19 protein-coding genes and 1 pseudogene are annotated in these 17,661 nt (G+C 71.0%); 10 read left to right on the forward strand and 10 right to left on the reverse strand.

What is annotated here, in order from left to right:
- Positions 1 to 134: 134 nt before the first annotated feature.
- On the forward strand, positions 135 to 1,130 hold the full coding sequence (gene hemB, locus ACFWM7_RS22785) for a porphobilinogen synthase (RefSeq protein ID WP_383263338.1): 996 nt from the start codon (positions 135 to 137) through the stop codon (positions 1,128 to 1,130).
- A gap of 19 nt (positions 1,131 to 1,149) precedes the next feature.
- Here hemB and ACFWM7_RS22790 read toward each other — a convergent pair whose 3' ends face one another.
- From ACFWM7_RS22790 to ACFWM7_RS22800, 3 genes and pseudogenes are all read right to left on the reverse strand, one after another.
- Entirely contained in the window at positions 1,150 to 1,638 is a 489-nt protein-coding gene (locus ACFWM7_RS22790; protein ID WP_383263340.1) for a hypothetical protein, read from the reverse strand.
- A gap of 18 nt (positions 1,639 to 1,656) precedes the next feature.
- Positions 1,657 to 2,040: a hypothetical protein gene (locus ACFWM7_RS22795; protein WP_383263342.1), complete on the reverse strand. Its 384-nt coding sequence runs from the start codon at positions 2,038 to 2,040 to the stop codon at positions 1,657 to 1,659.
- Between the two features lie 58 nt (positions 2,041 to 2,098).
- A pseudogene (locus ACFWM7_RS22800) lies at positions 2,099 to 2,615 on the reverse strand (DUF4253 domain-containing protein); the annotation flags it as partial.
- A gap of 95 nt (positions 2,616 to 2,710) precedes the next feature.
- Between ACFWM7_RS22800 and ACFWM7_RS22805 the strand changes: the two are divergent.
- Positions 2,711 to 3,373, forward strand: coding sequence for a hypothetical protein (locus ACFWM7_RS22805; protein ID WP_383263344.1), 663 nt, complete (start codon positions 2,711 to 2,713; stop codon positions 3,371 to 3,373).
- Here the strand turns inward: ACFWM7_RS22805 and ACFWM7_RS22810 are convergent.
- A complete protein-coding gene (locus ACFWM7_RS22810; RefSeq protein WP_383263345.1) occupies positions 3,370 to 3,726 on the reverse strand; it encodes an NIPSNAP family protein in 357 nt (118 codons plus the stop codon). The two genes, ACFWM7_RS22805 and ACFWM7_RS22810, sit on opposite strands and share 4 nt — an antisense overlap.
- Before the next feature lie 153 nt (positions 3,727 to 3,879).
- Here ACFWM7_RS22810 and ACFWM7_RS22815 point away from each other — a divergent pair, with 153 nt between their 5' ends.
- Complete coding sequence (locus tag ACFWM7_RS22815; RefSeq protein WP_383263347.1) at positions 3,880 to 4,446, forward strand: dihydrofolate reductase family protein; 567 nt, start codon at positions 3,880 to 3,882, stop codon at positions 4,444 to 4,446.
- A gap of 19 nt (positions 4,447 to 4,465) precedes the next feature.
- Here ACFWM7_RS22815 and ACFWM7_RS22820 read toward each other — a convergent pair whose 3' ends face one another.
- From ACFWM7_RS22820 to ACFWM7_RS22830, 3 genes are all read right to left on the reverse strand, one after another.
- On the reverse strand, positions 4,466 to 4,768 hold the full coding sequence (locus ACFWM7_RS22820) for a DUF397 domain-containing protein (RefSeq protein WP_210933778.1): 303 nt from the start codon (positions 4,766 to 4,768) through the stop codon (positions 4,466 to 4,468).
- Positions 4,765 to 5,550: a helix-turn-helix domain-containing protein gene (locus tag ACFWM7_RS22825; RefSeq protein ID WP_383263349.1), complete on the reverse strand. Its 786-nt coding sequence runs from the start codon at positions 5,548 to 5,550 to the stop codon at positions 4,765 to 4,767. The genes ACFWM7_RS22820 and ACFWM7_RS22825 overlap by 4 nt, the downstream gene beginning before the upstream one ends.
- Before the next feature lie 158 nt (positions 5,551 to 5,708).
- Positions 5,709 to 6,443, reverse strand: a complete 735-nt coding sequence (locus tag ACFWM7_RS22830) for a DUF4232 domain-containing protein (RefSeq protein WP_383263351.1) — start codon at positions 6,441 to 6,443, stop codon at positions 5,709 to 5,711.
- 228 nt (positions 6,444 to 6,671) lie between these two features.
- Between ACFWM7_RS22830 and ACFWM7_RS22835 the strand changes: the two genes are divergently transcribed.
- Positions 6,672 to 8,042 carry a helix-turn-helix domain-containing protein gene (locus ACFWM7_RS22835; protein WP_383263353.1) on the forward strand — a complete coding sequence of 457 codons (1,371 nt, stop codon included), beginning with the start codon at positions 6,672 to 6,674 and terminating at the stop codon, positions 8,040 to 8,042.
- A gap of 101 nt (positions 8,043 to 8,143) precedes the next feature.
- On the opposite strand, the gene ACFWM7_RS22840 is transcribed toward ACFWM7_RS22835, so the two are convergent.
- Both ACFWM7_RS22840 and ACFWM7_RS22845 read right to left on the reverse strand, forming a co-directional pair.
- Entirely contained in the window at positions 8,144 to 8,824 is a 681-nt protein-coding gene (locus ACFWM7_RS22840; RefSeq protein WP_383263355.1) for a response regulator, read from the reverse strand.
- Complete coding sequence (locus ACFWM7_RS22845; RefSeq protein WP_383263357.1) at positions 8,821 to 9,933, reverse strand: sensor histidine kinase; 1,113 nt, start codon at positions 9,931 to 9,933, stop codon at positions 8,821 to 8,823. Before ACFWM7_RS22845 ends, ACFWM7_RS22840 begins: the two co-directional genes overlap by 4 nt.
- A 181-nt stretch (positions 9,934 to 10,114) precedes the next feature.
- On the opposite strand from ACFWM7_RS22845, the gene ACFWM7_RS22850 reads away from it, so the two are divergent.
- From ACFWM7_RS22850 to ACFWM7_RS22870, 5 genes are all read left to right on the forward strand, one after another.
- Positions 10,115 to 10,756 carry a hypothetical protein gene (locus ACFWM7_RS22850; protein ID WP_383263358.1) on the forward strand — a complete coding sequence of 214 codons (642 nt, stop codon included), beginning with the start codon at positions 10,115 to 10,117 and terminating at the stop codon, positions 10,754 to 10,756.
- Positions 10,749 to 11,294 (forward strand): hypothetical protein, encoded by a 546-nt coding sequence (locus tag ACFWM7_RS22855; RefSeq protein WP_383263360.1) that lies wholly within the window; start codon positions 10,749 to 10,751, stop codon positions 11,292 to 11,294. The genes ACFWM7_RS22850 and ACFWM7_RS22855 overlap by 8 nt, the downstream gene beginning before the upstream one ends.
- 443 nt (positions 11,295 to 11,737) lie before the next feature.
- On the forward strand, positions 11,738 to 12,946 hold the full coding sequence (locus ACFWM7_RS22860; RefSeq protein ID WP_383263361.1) for a phosphatidylserine/phosphatidylglycerophosphate/cardiolipin synthase family protein: 1,209 nt from the start codon (positions 11,738 to 11,740) through the stop codon (positions 12,944 to 12,946).
- Positions 12,947 to 13,033: 87 nt separating this feature from the next.
- Positions 13,034 to 13,474 (forward strand): hypothetical protein, encoded by a 441-nt coding sequence (locus tag ACFWM7_RS22865; RefSeq protein WP_383263363.1) that lies wholly within the window; start codon positions 13,034 to 13,036, stop codon positions 13,472 to 13,474.
- A 28-nt stretch (positions 13,475 to 13,502) separates the two neighbouring features.
- Positions 13,503 to 13,859 carry an antibiotic biosynthesis monooxygenase family protein gene (locus ACFWM7_RS22870; RefSeq protein ID WP_383263365.1) on the forward strand — a complete coding sequence of 119 codons (357 nt, stop codon included), beginning with the start codon at positions 13,503 to 13,505 and terminating at the stop codon, positions 13,857 to 13,859.
- 69 nt (positions 13,860 to 13,928) lie between these two features.
- Here the strand turns inward: ACFWM7_RS22870 and argS are convergent, their stop codons facing one another.
- Positions 13,929 to 15,710 carry an arginine--tRNA ligase gene (gene argS / locus ACFWM7_RS22875; RefSeq protein WP_383263367.1) on the reverse strand — a complete coding sequence of 594 codons (1,782 nt, stop codon included), beginning with the start codon at positions 15,708 to 15,710 and terminating at the stop codon, positions 13,929 to 13,931.
- A gap of 136 nt (positions 15,711 to 15,846) precedes the next feature.
- Between argS and lysS the strand changes: the two genes are divergently transcribed.
- The gene (lysS, locus tag ACFWM7_RS22880; RefSeq protein ID WP_383263369.1) at positions 15,847 to 17,613 is read left to right on the forward strand and encodes a lysine--tRNA ligase; all 1,767 of its coding nucleotides are present in this window, start codon (positions 15,847 to 15,849) and stop codon (positions 17,611 to 17,613) included.
- Positions 17,614 to 17,661 lie beyond the last annotated feature (48 nt).

Genomic DNA, 17,661 nt, shown 5'->3' on the forward strand with positions numbered 1-17,661 from the left:
GGCCCGGTCGCTTCGGCGGCCGGGCCCGTTGTCTTTTCCTGGCCGGCGCGGGGGCCTGTTAATAGCCTGCGCGCGGGCCTTTCCCGGCGCAGGTGTCGGTAAGACCCTGGGGCGTACGGGTCTATCGTCGAAGGATGACTGCGTACGCAAACTTCCCCGGCTCCCGCCCCCGGCGGCTGCGGACGACCCCGACGATGCGGCGGATGGTCGCCGAGACACGGCTCGACCCCGCGAACCTGATCCTCCCCGCGTTCGTCCGGGAGGGCATCGACGCCCCGGTCGCCATCTCGGCCATGCCCGGCGTGCACCAGCACACCCTGGACACCCTGCGGAAGGCGGCGGTCGAGGCGGTCTCGGCCGGGGTCTCGGGGATCATGCTCTTCGGGGTGCCGGAGGACGAGAAGAAGGACGCCCGGGGCACCGTGGGCACCGACCCGGACGGGATCCTCCAGCTCGGTCTGCGCGCGGTCCGCGAGGAGGTCGGCGACGACCTCATCATCATGTCGGACCTGTGCCTGGACGAGTTCACCGACCACGGCCACTGCGGGGTCCTGACGGCGGACGGCCGGGTGGACAACGACGCGACGCTGGAGCGGTACGCGGAGATGGCCCAGGTCCAGGCGGACGCCGGGGCCCATGTGGTGGGCCCCAGCGGGATGATGGACGGTCAGGTCGGCGTGATCCGCGACGCCCTGGACCAGACCGGCCACGAGGACGTGTCGATCCTCGCCTACACCGTGAAGTACAGCTCCGCCTTCTACGGCCCCTTCCGCGAGGCGGTCGGCTCCTCGCTGACCGGTGACCGCAAGACCTACCAGCAGGACCCGGCCAACGCCCGCGAGTCGCTGCGGGAGCTGGCGCTGGACCTGGCGGAGGGCGCGGACATGGTCATGGTGAAGCCCGCCGGACCGTATCTGGACATCCTGGCCAAGGTCGCCGAGTCCGCGGACGTGCCGGTCGCGGCGTACCAGATCAGCGGCGAGTACGCGATGATCGAGGCCGCCGCCGAGAAGGGCTGGATCGACCGGGACAAGGCGATCCTGGAGAGCCTGACCGGGATCCGGCGGGCCGGGGCGCAGATGATCCTCACCTACTGGGCGACCGAGGTCGCCGGGTGGCTGCGGCGCTGACCCCCGGGGGCCCGCGGGATCAGGTGCTGCCGGCTCCCGCGCCCTGGAGCCGGTGGGCCTCCTTGATGGAGAAGCGGGCGCTGTCCCGTACGAGCGGGTCCTCGTCGGCCCGCGCGGTGGTGTCCAGGACCGTGGCGACGACCGGGTCGGCCGTGTAGGGGGCCAGGGACATCGCCGCGTACTGGCGGACCAGGTCCTCCTCGGGGTCGCGCAGCGCGGTGAGCAGGGCGCGGCCCGCCTGGTGGCGCAGGGCCGGGTCGTCCGGGGGCCACAGGCGCAGGACGGTGGCGCTCTCGACGCGGGCCAGGTCGTATTCGCCGGGGTCCGCGACGACCGAGACGAGGAACGGCAGCGCTTGGGCGTTGGCGTCCAGCTCGGTGATGATCTCGGGCTTGCGGTCGCTGCCCTGGGGCAGCGCGCGGAACTCGGCTATCAGGCGTTCGGCGACCTCGGCCGCTTCCGTCGCGGAGGCGGCTTCCGTCGTGGTCGGGACGTTCGTGTCGTTCATGGGGGTGGACACTTTCTGTCAGGGCCAGTCGACCAGTGCCATGAATGCTACGAAAGTGACCCCCACGGTGGCAGGTGCGGCCAGGGCCAGGCCTACCCGGCGGGCCGCGTAGCGGGCCTGGTGCGGGACGGCCCAGCTCGCGATCAGCACGATCAGGGCGATGAGCAGGCCGATCCACAGGACGGTCCACGCGGTCATGAAGCTGTCGTGGAAGCGGTCGGCCACCGCGCCACCGCAGGAGCCGCACTCCATGGGCGAGAGCGCGCCGTAGAGCAGGGCGAACAGCCCCGAAGGCACGGTCACGACCGAGGAGATCAGCGGGGCGATCCAGGCGTGGTCGTCGGGCGTCTCGTCGGAGGTGGTCGCCGGGGCGCTGCCGCTGTCGTGGCTGTCCTCGCTCATGGGTCCGAGTCAACCTCCGGGGTCTGTCGCCCGCATGAGTACGGGGGCTCAGTCCGCGGCGGTCCTCCCAGGAGCGGAGCACCGAGCAGAGCCGGGCCACGTCGTTCTCGTGGTTCATCGGGCCCGACCAGCCGATCGCCGCCGGTATGTCGGCGCTGCGGCGGGCCGGGACGAGGGCGATGCGGGCTCCGCCGAGCCTCTCGTCCGCGTCAGCGGCGATCACGCCCGCGAGGCCGGCCGCCACCGTGTCCGCGTCCTCGGCCGCCTCCCGGGCGGGGGCGGGCGCGGGGCCGGGCCAGGACGAGCCGGGGCCCGGGGTGTCCTCGTCGTCCTCGCCGTTCCCGTGGACCGTCGCCGCCGCGACGCCGTCGGTCTCGTCGTCCGTGTGGTCGACGTGGTCCGCCCAGTACCCCGCGAGGACCTCCTCCGCGTCGTGGTCGCCGGGGTACGACGTGACGTCCGGGCAGAGGTCCCAGTCCTCGGGCCACTGGTCGCGCCGGCCGCCCGTGACCAGCACCGGCAGCAGCCCGAAACCGCCGCCCGGCCGACCGCAGGTCCGCCCAGTCGCGCGAGGCCTGAAGCCGGGCGGCCTGAGCCTCTGGCCCCGGGAACCGGGCACCCCCGTGAAAGTCCGGTGCGGGGCGGAAGGGGTTACGGGACACTCGGCCGCGTGATCGCGATACAGCCTGTCCTGGAGACGTACCGCCCTGATGACTTCTCGCTCTGGCCGGTCGCGGAGCCTCTCCGGCCCGCCCCCGAGGGCGAGTCGCTCGGGTACCTGGCACTCAGCGGCCTGCTCACTCCCGCCGAGGTCGGGACAGCGCTGATGCTCATCGCCCGGTGCAACGACATCGATCCCGATCCCGACGCGGGGCACGACCGCCCGCCGCGCCCGGCCGACCCGCTCGACTCCTTCCTGCACGGGCTGTTGACGATCGACTGCCTCTTCGCCTCTGGCGGCCTCCGAGCGGTGGACTGCTCGACCGGCGTCACCCTGCTCCCCGGCTGCTGCAGCGGGCTGGAGGACTGGCGCCGTGTGTACGACGTCCTCGACGGCACCGGACAGGTCTTCCTCGGACATGACCCCGACCCCGTCGTCGAGCTGTCCGGCGACTCCGTCCGGCTCGTCGTCGACATCGATCGGAGCGACAGCCCGGTGATCGAGCTGCCGGCCGTCGAGCTGCGCCGGTTGCTGGACGGGGTGGGGCGCGACCTTGCCGACTTCGTTGCCCTGGCCGCCGACTGGGTCCGTCTCCATCTGCCCGACCACGCCGAGCCCGTCATCGACGCCCTCGTCCGCGTTCTCGCCGTACGGCCGGGCGACGGTGACTAGGCGGTGTCCTCCGACTCCCCGGACGTGGGACCGCCCGCCGCGAGGTCGCCCGGGAGCAGCGGGCGCATGAACGTGCGCTCGTGGCGCAGCACGCAGCCGCTCTCGTCGCGGATGCGGTCCGCCTCGATGAACTCGGGATCCCGGCCGAACAGTTGCCGGTACTCCTCGTACGCGGCCAGGCTCGGGAAGCTGAAGAGAGCCAGGGCCTCGTCGCTCGCGCCCTCCGCCGGGAGGAAGTAGCCGTGGTGCGTGCCGCCGTGGGCCTGTACCAGCTCCATCCAGCGGGTGCCGAACCGCTCAAAGGCCGCGATCTTCCTCGGGTCGATGGTGTACCGCACGACGCAGGTGATCATGCGCCCAGGCTAGGCCGCTTTCCTCGTGCCGGCGCCTGCCTCGGGAAGGCTCATTTCCCGGGGAATCGGCTGCGGGGAACGTATCGTCGAGGCCCGTTGCGCGCCGCCCGGTCGCCCCCCCCGTCGGCCGGGCCGATCCGACAGGAGCCCCCGGTGAACAGGATCGTCACGTCCATCTCCATCTCCCTCGACGGATTCTTCGAAGGGCCCGACCACGACATCGACTGGCACACCGTCGACGAGGAGGTCCACCAGCACTTCAACGACTACTTCAGGACGATGGGCGGCTTCGTCGAGGGGCGTGTCACCTACGAGCTGATGGAGGAGTTCTGGCCGACCGCCGATCAGGACCCGGCCAACGAGGGCCCGATGGCCGAGTTCGCGGGGATCTGGCGGGACATGCCGAAGTTCGTCTTCTCGCGGACGCTGGAGAGCGTGGGGCCGAACGCGACCCTGCTGCACGAGGTCGACCCCGAGCAGGTGCGCGGTCTGCGGGACGCCGCCTCGGGGGACCTGGCAGTGGGCGGGGCGGACCTGCTGGAGTCGTTCCGGCGGGCCGATCTGATCGACGAGTACCGGATCTACATCCACCCGGTCATCCTCGGCCGGGGCCGCCGCTTCTTCCGGGACACGGAGGACCGGCAGATGCTCCGGCTGGTGGAGACCCGGACCTTCGGGAACGGGGTCGCGATGCTCCGTTACGAGGCGGTCCGGGAATGATGCCCACGGCGACGAGGGGTCAGGCGGTGGCCGCGTAGGCGGCGAACGCCGACCAGGCGGTGGGCGCGACGGTGAAGGTCGGGCCCTCGACGTCCTTGGAGTCACGGACGTGGACGGCGGCGGGGTGCGCGGCGATCTCGACGCAGGCCCCGCCTTCGTCGCTGCTGTGGCTCGACTTCTGCCAGTCGTAAGCGACTTCGAGGCACTGCCCGCCTTCGCTGCCGCTGTAGCTCGACTTCCGCCAGTCGTAGGCGACTTCGAGGCACGCGCCGCCTTCGTCGCCGCTGTAGCTCGACTTGAACCAGTTCAGTGCGGTGCTCATGTCTCTCCCAGTAAGCGGGCCAGCAGGCGCAGGGTCTCCACAGGGCTGAGCGCCTGGGCTCGCAGCATCGCATATTTCTGGGCGAGGATGCTGACCTCGTTCCGGTCGGAGATCAGCTGGCTGCCGCGCTGCGTCTCGGTGTACGCGACGTGCTGGTGGTCCGGGGTCTCCAGGAGGATGAAGGGGCCGTTGAGGCCCGCGTGGACCCTGCTGTCGAGTGGCAGCACCTGGAGGCAGACGCCGGGGAGTTGGGCCATCGCGTAGAGGTGGCGGAGCTGTTCCCGGTGGTCCTCGTCCGAGGTCAGCTTCATCATCAGGACCGGTTCCCAGATCACGATGCTCGTGGTCGGCGGCTTCTTCCGGTCCAGGATCTGCTGGCGTTGCAGCCGCGTCGCCGTCTGCGTCTCGATCTCCTCCTGGCTGTAGACCGGGACCTTGTTGCCGAACACCGCCTGCGCGTACGCCTTCGTCTGGAGCAGGCCCGGGATGACCTGGTTGTCGTACCAGGACAGCGCCAGCGCGTCCTGCTCCATGTCGATGTAGTCCTCGGCCCACAGCGGGATCAGGTCGACTTCCGGCATGTTGTCGACCGCTGTCGCCAGCGCGCCCTTGGTGTCCAGTAGATCGTCGATCGTCTCCGCCAGATCCGGGACGAGCGAGCGTCTGCCCTGCTCGACGGAGGCGATCGTGTCTTCCTGTACGCCTGCTGCTTGGGCGAGTTCGGTCTGCGTGAGGCCCGCCTCCTTGCGGAAGCGGGCCAGCAGCTTGCCCACGAGCTTCATCGTCGACGCGTTCTTACGCTGTCGCTTTCTGGGGTGCATACGGTTCCCACTCCCACCCCGGCACCCACTTCACGCATGCGCGACCCGTACAAGAAATGTGTACGGGTCGCGCAGGGTTACGGCACGTCAGGTGCTGGCCTGCGGTATCTCTCGGGAGCTCAGAACATCAGGGCGTTCTCGACGTCCGACTGCCAGTAGGTGACGAAGCCCAGGCCGTCCGTGGCGGTGTCCGCCGGGAGCTTCAGCGTGGTCTCGCCCTTCGACTGGTTGTTCTTGTCGACCATGATCACGCCGAGGTTGGCGCTCGGGACCGGCTCGTTCTGGCCGGGCTCCCCGAGGAGACCGATGCCCGCGTACGCCTCCTCGCCCGGGGCGAGCGTGACGACCGCCTGCGGCTTGCTGTCGTCGAGGATCGGGTACACCGCCTGCGCGCCGTCGAAGCGGAGGAACGGGGCGTAGTAGGCGGCGCAGTTGGTGGAGTCGGTGTTGGTCACCGTGAGCAGCAGGTGGTTGATCGGGCGGCTGACCGAGGAGACCTTGACCTTGGAGTTCTTGGGCGTGCAGGCCGGGATCGACGGTGCGGCCTTCTCGTTCGGCGCGGTCTCCGGCTTCTTGCCGTTGCCGCCCGCGTGCTTGCCCTGGGAGGGGACGGTCTGCGTCTCGGGCGTGCCGGCCTTCGGTGCGTCCTGCTGCGCCTTGTCGTCGGTGCCGTCGGTGCCGTTGGTGCTGCCGTTGGTGCTGCCGGTGTTCGTCGGCGCGGGCGTCGCCGTCTCGGCGGCGCCGGCCGGCTTGGTCCCCATGGCCTTGTCCTCGCCGCCGCAGGCGGTGAGCGAGAGAGCGGCGACGAGGGCGGTGGCGGCGAGGGCGGTGGTGCGGATGCGGTTGGTGCGCATGGCGGTGGTACTCCCCGTGATCGGTCGACGTGTTGGTCCGGTTGAGCGGCCGGTCCGCGGTGGTGCTGTCCTGCTGTGGTCTGGTCCGAGCTTGTGGGACGGCGGATTCCGGCCGCAACGCCTGCCGAACCATTGGGGATGCTGGAACGTCTACGCGTACGGTGACCTGCGGGAATTCCGCGTCCCTGGAACGCCGTTCCGGGACGCACGAGGAAGGGGAACGCCGTCGTGGCGACGCCGGAGGCCGTGGAGTTCGCGGCTCTGCTGAAGGATCTGAAGGACCGTTCGGGGCGCAGCTACGGTGTGCTGGCGGGGAAGCTGCACGTCAGCACGTCGACGCTCCACCGGTACTGCAACGGGGACGCCGTGCCGAACGAGTTCGCCCCGGTGGAGCGGTTCGCGCGGGTGTGCGGGGCGTCGGGGGACGAGTTGGTGGAGGTGCACCGGCGGTGGATCGTGGCGGACGCGGCCCGGCGGCGGCCTCCGGCGGGGACGGGGGCGGCTGAGACTGCTTCCGCTTCCGCCCCTGCCCCTGCCCCTGTGCCTGTTGTTGTTCCCGAAGCCGGCGAAGTCCCTGAGGCCGTCGAGCGGTCCGAGCCGTCCGTCACGTCCGGTGGCGCTCGGCCCGGGGCGGGCTCCCGGTGGTCCCGGCTCTCCCGACGTACGCGGGTGCTCATCGCCGCCGCCGGGGTCGCCGCGCTCCTCGTGCCCACCACCGTCGTCGCCGCCGATCTTGTCGGGTCGGGGAGGGAGGACGGCGGGAGCGCCGCGGACCGGGTGGAGGACGCGGGCGGAGACCTCGGGCCGACGCCGGAAGGCTCCGCCTCGGCCACGCCCCGGCCCTCCGCGAGCCCGAGTTCGGCCAGTCCTTCGGCGAGCGCCTCCGCCTCGCCCTCGGGGCCGCCGTCCGTGAAGTCCTCGGCGGGCTCCGGGCCCGGGCAGCCGCAGGGCGGTGGCGGCAGTGGTGGCGGTACAGGGCTCGGGGCTCCGCCGGCCGTCAGCATCTCCTCGTACAACTGGGACGAACCCTGCGGCCAGCACTATCTGGTCAACCAGGGGCCCGACGACCTGGACCCGCCGCCCGCGCCGCAGGACCGGCGCGGCTGGGCGGAGTCGTACGGCGGGGTCGACGCCGGGAACATGCTGCTCCAGCTCACCGTGCAGGGGACCTCGCGCGAGGCGGTGGTCCTCAAGGGCATGAACGTCCGGGTGGTCTCGCGGAAGGCCCCGCTGCCCTGGTCGGCGTATCTGATGGGCAATGGCTGCGGCAGCGGGATCACGCCCCAGAGCTTCGCCTCCCACCTCGACGCGGGGCACCCGACGCTCCGGCCGGTGCCGGGGAGGCAGGGGGACATCGAGGTTCCGGCCGCGGACTTCCCGTACAGGGTGTCGTCCGAGGACGTGGAGGTGTTCAACCTCGACATGAAGGCGGTGAGTTACGACGTCACCTGGTACCTGGAGCTGGAGTGGAGCAGCGGCGGCAAGGAGGGCGTGCTGCGGATCGACGACCACGGGAAGCCGTTCCGCCTCAGCGGGATGAAGGGGCGGCCGGAGTACGTGTACGGCAACGAGGAGGTCGGGTGGGAGCCCGCGACCTGACGCGCGCGGCCCGGCCCGGTTTCCGTCCACCGGCAGAGGGGCACGTGCCCTCCCCGCGTACGCGGCGTCGGGGACCAGCGGTACAGCCGTTGGCGCCATCCCTACTCCCGTGGGACTGGGCCGGCCAGGCCGTTTTCCCAGGCCCAGGCGGCGATGCCCACCCGGTTGCGGGCCTTCAGCTTCGCCTGGACGTTCGCGATGTGGGTCTTGGCTGTGCCCGCTGAGATGAAGAGTTTCTCGCCGATCTCGGCGTTGGTGAGGCCCTCGGCGACCAGCCGGGCAATCTCCTGCTCCCGGGCGGTGAGAGGCGACAGAGCCGTGGGCGCTGCGGGGGCGGGGGCAGGGGCGAGGGCCTGGAGCAGGCGGACCGTGATCTGGGGGCTGATGAGGATGTCCCCGGCCATCGCCGCTCTGACACCCTCGATCAGCAGCCCGGGGCCCGAGCGCTTGAGCAGAAAGCCGCAGGCGCCGTCGTGCAGTGCCGTGCGTACGTAGTCGTCGTGGTCGAAGGTGGTGACGACGAGGACACGCATCGGGTTGGGTACGTCCGGGCCGGCGAGGCGGCGGGTGAGTTCGAGGCCGTTCAGGACCGGCATGCGGATGTCGGCGAGGATCAGGTCGGGGCTCAGGGCGCGGGCGAGATGGACGGCGGTGAGACCGTCCGCGGCCTCGCCGACCACGGTCATGTCGGGCTGCGAGCCAAGAATCAGGCGGAAACCGCTGCGTACGTCCTCCTGGTCGTCGGCGATCAGGATGCGGGTCGGGCCGAGGGGCGTCGTCATGAGGTCGCTTTCGGGAGCGTGGCAGGCAGGACGGCGGTGAGCTGCCAGCCGCCGTCGCCGTGCGGCCCCGCCGAGAGGGTTCCGCCGAGGGCCTGGGCGTGCTCGGTGAGTGCGGGGAGGCCGAGGCCGCCTCGCCAGGCGCGGCGGCGGGCCGGGGCGGGGCGGGCGCCGCGGTCATTGGTAACCCGGATCTCCACGGTGGTGGCGGTGGGGGTGAACGTGACGGTGGCGCGGGGGGCGTCGGGAGCGTGCCGGCGGATGTTGGTCAGCGCTTCGAGGACGATGCGGTACGCGGCGGAGCCCGCCTCGCGGGAGAGCGCCTCCGCGGCCAGGGGAGGCAGGTCCAGATGCGCCTCGGTGGCCCCCGCTGATGTGAAGTCCGATACAAGCGAGGGCAGTTGGGACACGCCGGGGAGCGGCTCGGTGGTGGGCGCCTCGGGACCGTGCAGCATCTGTACGGTCCGGTCCATCGCGGCCAGGGCGCTCAGGCCCGCCTTTTCGATGCGTTCCAGGGCGAGCACCGTGTGGGAGGGGTCGGTGGAGGCGACGAAGCGGGCCGCCTGGGCCTGGACGACGATCCCGCTGATGTCATGGGCGACGAAGTCGTGCAGGTCGCGGGACAGCTGAAGACGCTGGGCGCTGCGGGCCTCGGCCACCGCGCTGCGGCGACGCAGTTCCTGGCGGCGGGGGTAGGCGCCGGCCACCAATGCGGCGGCTACGGGCAGCAGCCAGAAGGTGGCGATTCCGATGGATTCCAGGAAGGACTCGCTGTCGATCAGCGGCAGCGGCCAGAGGGCCACCGCCAGGGCGGTCAGCGGGAGGGCCGACTTGAGTTCGCGCAGGGGTGACCAGCGGGTGACCACGGCCAGCAGGAGCAGCAGGACGGCGGTCTCCGCCAGCTTCCAGCCGGAGTTGAAACCAGCCTTCGGCAGAGCGAAGCTGGTGGTCAGGGAGAGGGCCGCCCAGACCGTGGTCGGGCGGGCGAGGCGGCCGAGCCGCTGACGAACCGCGGCACGGGGGCGGGCAACGGCCCACACCAGCGTGCCCGCGGCCGCGAGCGACGGCGCAGCGCCAAGCACCTGGACGGCCGGGCCGGTTGATTCCCACATGGTGATCAGCGTACGGATGCGCGATGGGGCGGGGCTCTCTGCCGAACGGCATAGGAGGGCCGGGCGACGGCGCGATCTTTATGCCGATCGGCGGATGGGATCGAGGCGCACCAGGGATGAAGCTTGAACCGTTCAACCGACCACGGCAATACAAATGCCGTGCAGGACTGGGGAGTTCATTATGCGCAACGCCGCAATCGGCGCTACAGCAGCCGTCGCCGTCCTCGCCGGGCTGGTGGCTGCCGGGCCCGCCCCCGCGGCCCCGGCCGCGGCCGCCGGGAAGAAGCCGGCGAAGACCGCGAGCGTCCATGGGGAAGCGCGAATCTCCTACATCGAGTCGATCGACGACGACATCCGCTTCACCATCCATGCCGAACAGACGCCGTTCACCCGGCCGGTGCTCCCCAACGCTCCCGAGGGACTGTCGACCGACGCCCGGGGCTCACTGAGGATCTCCCATACCCGGCGGGGCGGGGACACGGGGTGGGCGGAGGCCAAGGTGGACTGCCTGGTCACCAGCGGCCGGACGGCGACCCTGACCGCGGTCGTGACGAAGTCGAACGTCGAGGAGACCGGCGCCCGGCTGGGCATCAGCGTCCAGCAGGGCGGGAAGGGCGAGCCGGACCGGCTCGGCTTCTCCTGGGGGGTGGTGAACGTCGACCCCGAGCACGTCGACGAGAACGGCCGGCCCGTAAGGCCGCAGGCCGGCACGTGCATGGCCCCCGCACCGTTCACGACCGTGATCAAGGGCGGCTACAGGGTGGTCCACGCCGAGATCACCAAGTCTCCCGCGCAGCCCGGGGCGGCGATCCGCCGTGGCTGACACCCTGGCCGTCGAGACGCCCGTACCGGCCGCGCCGCAGGTCTCCCGTTCCGTCCGCCTGGCGGCGCACGCCGCCGCACTGACCCTGGTGCCGTCCGGGCTGTGGCGTATCGCCATCGCCCTGGGTTGGGACTCCGGATTCACCGATGAGGTCCTTCGCCCGGAGGAATTTCCCGGCGAAGGGTCCGTCTATCTGATCGGACTCAGCCTGTTCGCCGAAGCGCTCGGGCTGCTCACCCTGGGCCTGGTCCACAGATGGGGTGAGGAACTTCCGCGCTGGGTACCGTTCCTGGGCGGCCGCGGGATTCCCGTACTGGCCGCGGTGGTCCCTGCCTCGCTCGGCGCGGCGCTCGTCACCCTCATGACGTTCACCGGTGCGTTCGGCTGGAACGATGCGGACAACATGGGCGCCGCCGGATCGCCCGAAGGCGCCCACTACTGGCTGATGACCGCCTGCTATCTGCCACTGCTGGCCTGGGGGCCGTTGCTCGCGGTAGTCACGGTGGCCTACTACCGACGTCGGCGTCGGGGGCACTGAGTCCGGCCGTCGGCAAGGCCTCGTGGGAGCAGGAACCGCCACTCGCGATCGTGCCCGCGCCCCGCACCGGACGACCGGTACGGATCCGGGTACGCCAGGACATCGACTGCCCGCCAGGAACGGGCGAGCCGGCTCGAAGCCCTCCACCGCGCCGAGTGCCGCAAGGTCTTCGAGGAACAGATCAGCACCCGCGTCGAGGTACGGCCCGAGCTGGAGAGCGGCTCCAGTCCCAGCCCCACCCGAACGCCCAGGCCCGCAGCCGACAGGCGCGATCAAGTCCTTAACGCCAACGGCTGTACCGCTGGTCCCCATGGCCGGTACGCACCTCGGCTGCGGAACGCCGATTCCGTCCGGATTCGCACAGGAGTACAGTCGCCGGGTCCTCGCGGTCCGTCCGGTTCCGGCCGGTCGGCCGCGCCGCCCGCCTCCCCATCAGGTGACCCATGTCCGCGACCGCCGAAGCCCCCGACCCCATGGCCCTGGACACCCGCACCTGCGAGGAGCGGTCCCTGCGGCTCAGACGCAGGCTGGAGCGGCTGATCGGGATCGCCGCCACCGAGGGGAACACCCTTCTCCCGCTCCGCAACGGCGACGAGATCTTCGGCGCGATGCTGGAGGCCATCCGGGGCGCGGAGCACACCATCGACCTGATGACGTTCGTCTACTGGCGCGGTGACATCGCACACAAGTTCGCCGAGGCGCTGGCCGAGCGGGCCCGTGCCGGGGTCCGGGTGCGGCTGATGCTCGACGGGTTCGGCTGCCGGCTCATCGAGAAGGACCAGCTGGCGCTGATGGACGCGGCCGGGGTCACCGTGACCTGGTTCCGCAAGCCCCTCTACCTCTCACCGCTGAAGCAGAACCACCGCTGCCACCGCAAGGTCCTCGTCGTCGACGAGCGCACCGCGTTCACCGGCGGCGTCGGGATAGCCGAGGAGTGGTGCGGCGACGCCCGCAACGAGCACGAGTGGCGCGACACCCACGTCCGGGTCACCGGGCCCGCCGTCGACGGCCTGGCCGCCGCGTTCGCGCAGAACTGGGCCGAGTGCCACGAGGAGCTCTTCGACGAGCGCGACCGGTTCGTCGTGAGCGAGCACCCCGGGGACGCCGTCGTCCAGGTCGTGCGGGGCTCCGCCTCCTTCGGCTGGCAGGACATGCAGACCCTGATCCGGGTCGTCCTGGAGTCCGCCGAGGAACGCATCCGCCTCACCACCGCCTACTTCGCCCCCGACGCCTACTTCACCGGGCTCCTCTGCGACGCCGCCCGGCGAGGCGTGGAGGTCGAGATCCTGCTGCCCGGCCCGCACACCGACAAGCGGGTCTGCCAGCTCGCCGGCCAGCGCTACTACGAGGAGCTGACCGCCTGCGGCGTGAAGATCCACCAGTACCAGCCGACGATGATGCACACCAAGACCCTCACCGCGGACCGGATCGCGAGCCTCATCGGCTCCACCAACTTCAACCGGCGCTCGCTCGACCACGACGAGGAGGTCATGCTCGCCGTCCTCGACCGGGACTTCACCGCCACCCTCGACGGCCACTTCGACGAGGACCGGGAGAAGAGCGTGCTGATCGAGCGCGGCCGGTGGAAGCGCCGCGACCTCCTCCAGCGGGCCCGGGAAGCGGCCGTCGTGCCCATCCGCCGTTTCCTCTGAGGCCGGCCGGGCCCGGAAGCGTGGGCGAGCCCTCGCCGGGGCAGGCGGGGAGGACGACCGTCGTCCGCCATGTGAAGGGAAGGGCCCATGAGCGCCACCGCCGACACCTCACCGGCACCGTCCGCCGCGGTGATCACCGAACCCCTGCCCGACCTTCAGCTCCAGCTGCTCATCCAGCTGCTCGACGAGGACCCCCGCTCCAGCCTGCCGCTCACCCTCACGCACCCCGGCGGCCTTCTGCACGGCGACGTCATCGGGCACGAGCAGTGGAAGGCCGAGTGGGCCAGGAGCCTGCGCCAGGTGGAGGGCGAGGGGGCCAACCTGCTCGCCGAGTTCCCCGAGACGGTGGACCAGGGCGTACGGGAACTGCGCGCGGAGGAGGACGCGACGGGGGCGGCCCGGCTGCCGCGCTGGATCCATCTGCGGGACGTCACCCTCGTCTCCGGGGCCATGACGCCCGTCTCCCTGCCGCTGTGGCGCGGCCGCCTCTCCGACGTGTCGGGGTGGGCGCTGGGCCGCCCGCAGTAGGCGGCCGGCTGCCTCCTAGGGTTGCGGGATGACCACAGAGAACGGCTTGACCACCGACACGCCGGAATCGTCCGTCACCTTCATCAACGTCTTCGAGATCGCCGCGGACGAACTCGACGCGTTCGTCGGGAAGTGGGAGGAGCGGGCCCGCCTCATGCGGGACAAGCCCGGCTTCATCGACTCCCGGATGCACCGGGCCCGCTCCTCGGACTCCCGCTTCCAGCTCGTCAACGTCTCCCACTGGGAGAGCCAGGAGGCGTGGGAGGCCGCCACCGCCGACCCCGAGTTCTCCGCCCGCACCCGGGCCGCGCGCGAGGAGACCAGGCAGCCGGTCACCCCGAACCCGGCCGTCTACGACGTCGTCGTGGAACTCACCGCACCCTAGGGGATCGATGCGACGGCCCCGGCACCTGCGAACAGGTGCCGGGGCCGACGTACGTACAGCAGGGGAGGGTCAGAGGCGCTCGGGCGTCCTGATGCCCAGCAGCGCCATCCCCCGGTGCAGGGTCCGGGCGGTCAGCTCGACCAGGAAGAGCCGGTTCTCGACGACCTCCGGGGCGTTGTCCGGGCTGAGCACCTGGCACTGGTCGTAGAACGTGGTCAGGTGCGACGCCAGCTGGTAGAGATACGCGGCCAGCTTGTGCGGCTCGTAGCCCTGCGCGACCTCGGAGAGCACCTCGCCGAACTGGTCCAGGTGCAGACCGAGGGCCCGCTCCGCCGGGGCCAGCGCCAGCTCCGGGTGGGCGGCCGGGACCGCGTCGCCGGCCTTGCGCAGGATCGACCGGATCCGGGCGTACGCGTACTGGAGGTACACCGACGTGTCGCCGTGCAGCGCCACCATCTGGTCCAGGTCGAACTTGTAGTCCCGTACGGCGGAGGTCGACAGGTCCGCGTACTTCACGGCCCCGATGCCGACGTACCGGCCGTTCTCGACGATCTCCTCCTCGGACAGGCCCACCTTCCCGGCCTTGTCCCGGACGACGGCCGTGGCCCGGTCGACCGCCTCGTCGAGGAGGTCCTCCAGCCGGACCGTCACACCCTCACGGGTCTTGAACGGCTTGCCGTCCTTGCCGAGGACCGTGCCGAAGGCGAGCTGCACGGCCTTGACGTCCTCGTTCAGCCAGCCGGCCCGCCGGGCCGTCTCGAAGACCATCTTGAAGTGCAGCGACTGCCGGACGTCCACCACGTACACCAGGGTGTCGGCCTTGAGGTCCCGCACCCGGTTCCGGATCGCGGAGAGGTCGGTCGCCGCGTAGCCGTAACCGCCGTTCGTCTTCTTGACGATGAGCGGGACCTTGTTGCCGTCCGGGCCCTTCACGTCGTCGAAGAACACGCACAGCGCACCCTCGGAGCGGACGGCGACGCCCGTCTCCTCCAGGATCCGGCAGGTCTCCTCCAGCATGTCGTTGTAGCCGGACTCACCGACGATGTCCGCGTCGGCGATCTCCATGTCGAGCTTGTCGAAGACCGAGTGGAAGTAGATCTTCGACTCGTCGACGAAGCCCTGCCACAGCTCCAGCGTCTCCGGGTCGCCGGCCTGGAGCGCCACCACCCGGTCCCGGGACCGGGCCTTGAACTCCTCGTCGGAGTCGAACAGGACCCGCGACTCCTTGTAGACCCGGTTCAGCGTCGACATCGCCGCCTCGCCGTCGCTCGCGCCGCCCTCGTGCTTCAGGGCGCCCGGGTGCTCGATCAGATACTGGATGAGCATGCCGAACTGGGTGCCCCAGTCGCCGATGTGGTGCCGCCGGACGACCCTCTCGCCGGTGAACTCCATGATCTTGACCATGGCGTCGCCGATGACCGCCGACCGCAGGTGGCCGACGTGCATCTCCTTGGCCACGTTCGGCTGGGCGTAGTCGATGACCGTGGTCCCGGCCTCCGCCTTCAGCGGTACGCCGAGCCGGCCCTCGGCGTCGGCCGCCCGGGCCGCGAGCGTCTCGACGATCGCCCGGTCGGAGAGCGTGATGTTGAGGAAACCGGGGCCGGAGACCTCGATGTCCTTGATCAGCCCACCGGCGGGGAGGGCGGCCGTGACCTGGGCCGCCAGCTCGCGCGGGTTGCCCTTGAGCTTCTTGGCGAGCGCCAGGATGCCGTTGGCCTGGAAGTCGGCCCGGTCGCTTCGGCGCAGCAGCGGGTCCGCGGCGCCGGCATCCGGCAGAGCTGCCGTCAGGGCGTTCGTCAGCTGCTGCTGGAGCGTGGAAGCGAGGGAAGGGACCGAGCCGTGCTCAGGCATGGGACGGGCTGCCGTTTCCGTAGGGGTACAAGGGATCGGTCCAGTATCCCACGGTGCGTAAAGCCGTTTTCGCGCTGCGGGTGGTAGCTGGGAGAATGGTCGGTAACCCACCGGGACCGACAGACGAGAGAAGGACGTGCCGACCGTGGCCGAGAGTCAGACCAGCACCGAGACCGACTGGGTCTCCCGCTTCGCGGACGATGTCATCGCCGAATCGGAGCGTCGTGCGCCTGGCAAACCGGTCGTCGTCGCCTCCGGTCTGTCCCCGTCCGGCCCGATCCACCTCGGCAACCTCCGCGAGGTCATGACCCCGCACCTGGTCGCCGACGAGGTCCGCCGCCGCGGGTACACCGTGCGCCACCTGATCTCCTGGGACGACTACGACCGCTACCGCAAGGTTCCGAACGGCGTCCCGGGCGTGGACGCGTCCTGGGCCGAGCACATCGGCAAGCCGCTGACCTCGGTGCCCGCCCCCGCCGGCTCCTCCCACCCGAACTGGGCCGAGCACTTCAAGGCCGCCATGACGGCGGCCCTGGACGAGCTGGGCGTCGAGTACGACGGAATCAGCCAGACGGAGCAGTACACCGCCGGGACCTACCGCGAGCAGATCCTGCACGCGATGAAGCACCGCGCCGACATCGACGCCGTCCTCGACCGCTACCGGACCAAGAAGGACCCGGCGGCCCAGGGCAAGAGCGGCGGCAAGAAGCCGCAGCAGCAGAAGAAGGTCGACGAGGCCGAGCTGGAGGCCGCCGAGGGCTCCGGAGCCGCCGACGAGGACGACGGCAGCGGCAACAGCGCCGGTTACTTCCCGTACAAGCCCTACTGCGGCAACTGCGAGAAGGACCTCACCGTCGTCACCTCCTACGACGACGACACCACCGAGCTGAACTACACCTGCTCGGCGTGCGGCTTCGCCGAAACGGTCCGGCTGGGCGAGTTCAACCGCGGCAAGCTCGTCTGGAAGGTCGACTGGCCGATGCGCTGGGCCTACGAGGGCGTGATCTTCGAGCCCAGCGGCGTCGACCACTCCTCGCCCGGCTCCTCCTTCGTCGTCGGCGGCCAGATCGTCCGCGAGGTCTTCGACGGCGTGCAGCCCATCGGGCCGATGTACGCCTTCGTCGGCATCTCCGGCATGGCCAAGATGTCCTCCAGCAAGGGCGGGGTGCCCACCCCGGCCGACGCGCTGAAGATCATGGAAGCGCCGCTGCTGCGCTGGCTCTACGCCCGCCGCAAGCCCAACCAGTCGTTCAAGATCGCCTTCGACCAGGAGATCCAGCGGCTGTACGACGAGTGGGACTCGCTGGGCCGCAAGGTCGCCGACGGCACGGTGCTGCCCGCCGACGCCGCCGCGCACTCCCGGGCCGTCCGCACGGCTGCCGGGGAGCTTCCGAGCACCCCGCACCCGCTGCCGTACCGGACGCTCGCCTCGGTCGCCGACATCACCGCCGGCGCCGAGGACCAGACGCTGCGCATCCTCAGCGAGCTGGACCCGGACAACCCGCTGACCTCGCTGGACGAGGCGCGCCCGCGCCTGGACCGGGCCGAGAACTGGATCACCACCCAGGTCCCGGCCGAGGCCCGCACCATCGTCCGGGACGAGCCCGACAAGGAGCTGCTCGGCTCGCTCGACGACCAGGGCCGCGAATCGCTGCGCCTCCTCCTGGAGGGCCTGGACTCGCACTGGTCGCTGGACGGGCTCACCACGCTCGTCTACGGCGTGCCGAAGGTGCTGGCCGGACTGGAGCCCGACGCCAAGCCGACGCCCGAGCTGAAGGCCGCCCAGCGGTCCTTCTTCGCCCTGCTCTACCGCCTCCTCGTCAGCCGTGACACGGGCCCGCGCCTGCCCACGCTGCTGCTCGCGGTGGGGGCGGACCGGGTGCGCAGGCTGCTCGGCGCGTAACGGGGCATGCACGACGGAGGGCCGCCGCCCGGGGAGACGCTCCCGGGC

The sequence above is a fragment of the Streptomyces sp. NPDC058375 genome, from assembly GCF_042723425.1.
In the GTDB taxonomy this organism is placed as follows: domain Bacteria; phylum Actinomycetota; class Actinomycetes; order Streptomycetales; family Streptomycetaceae; genus Streptomyces; species Streptomyces durocortorensis.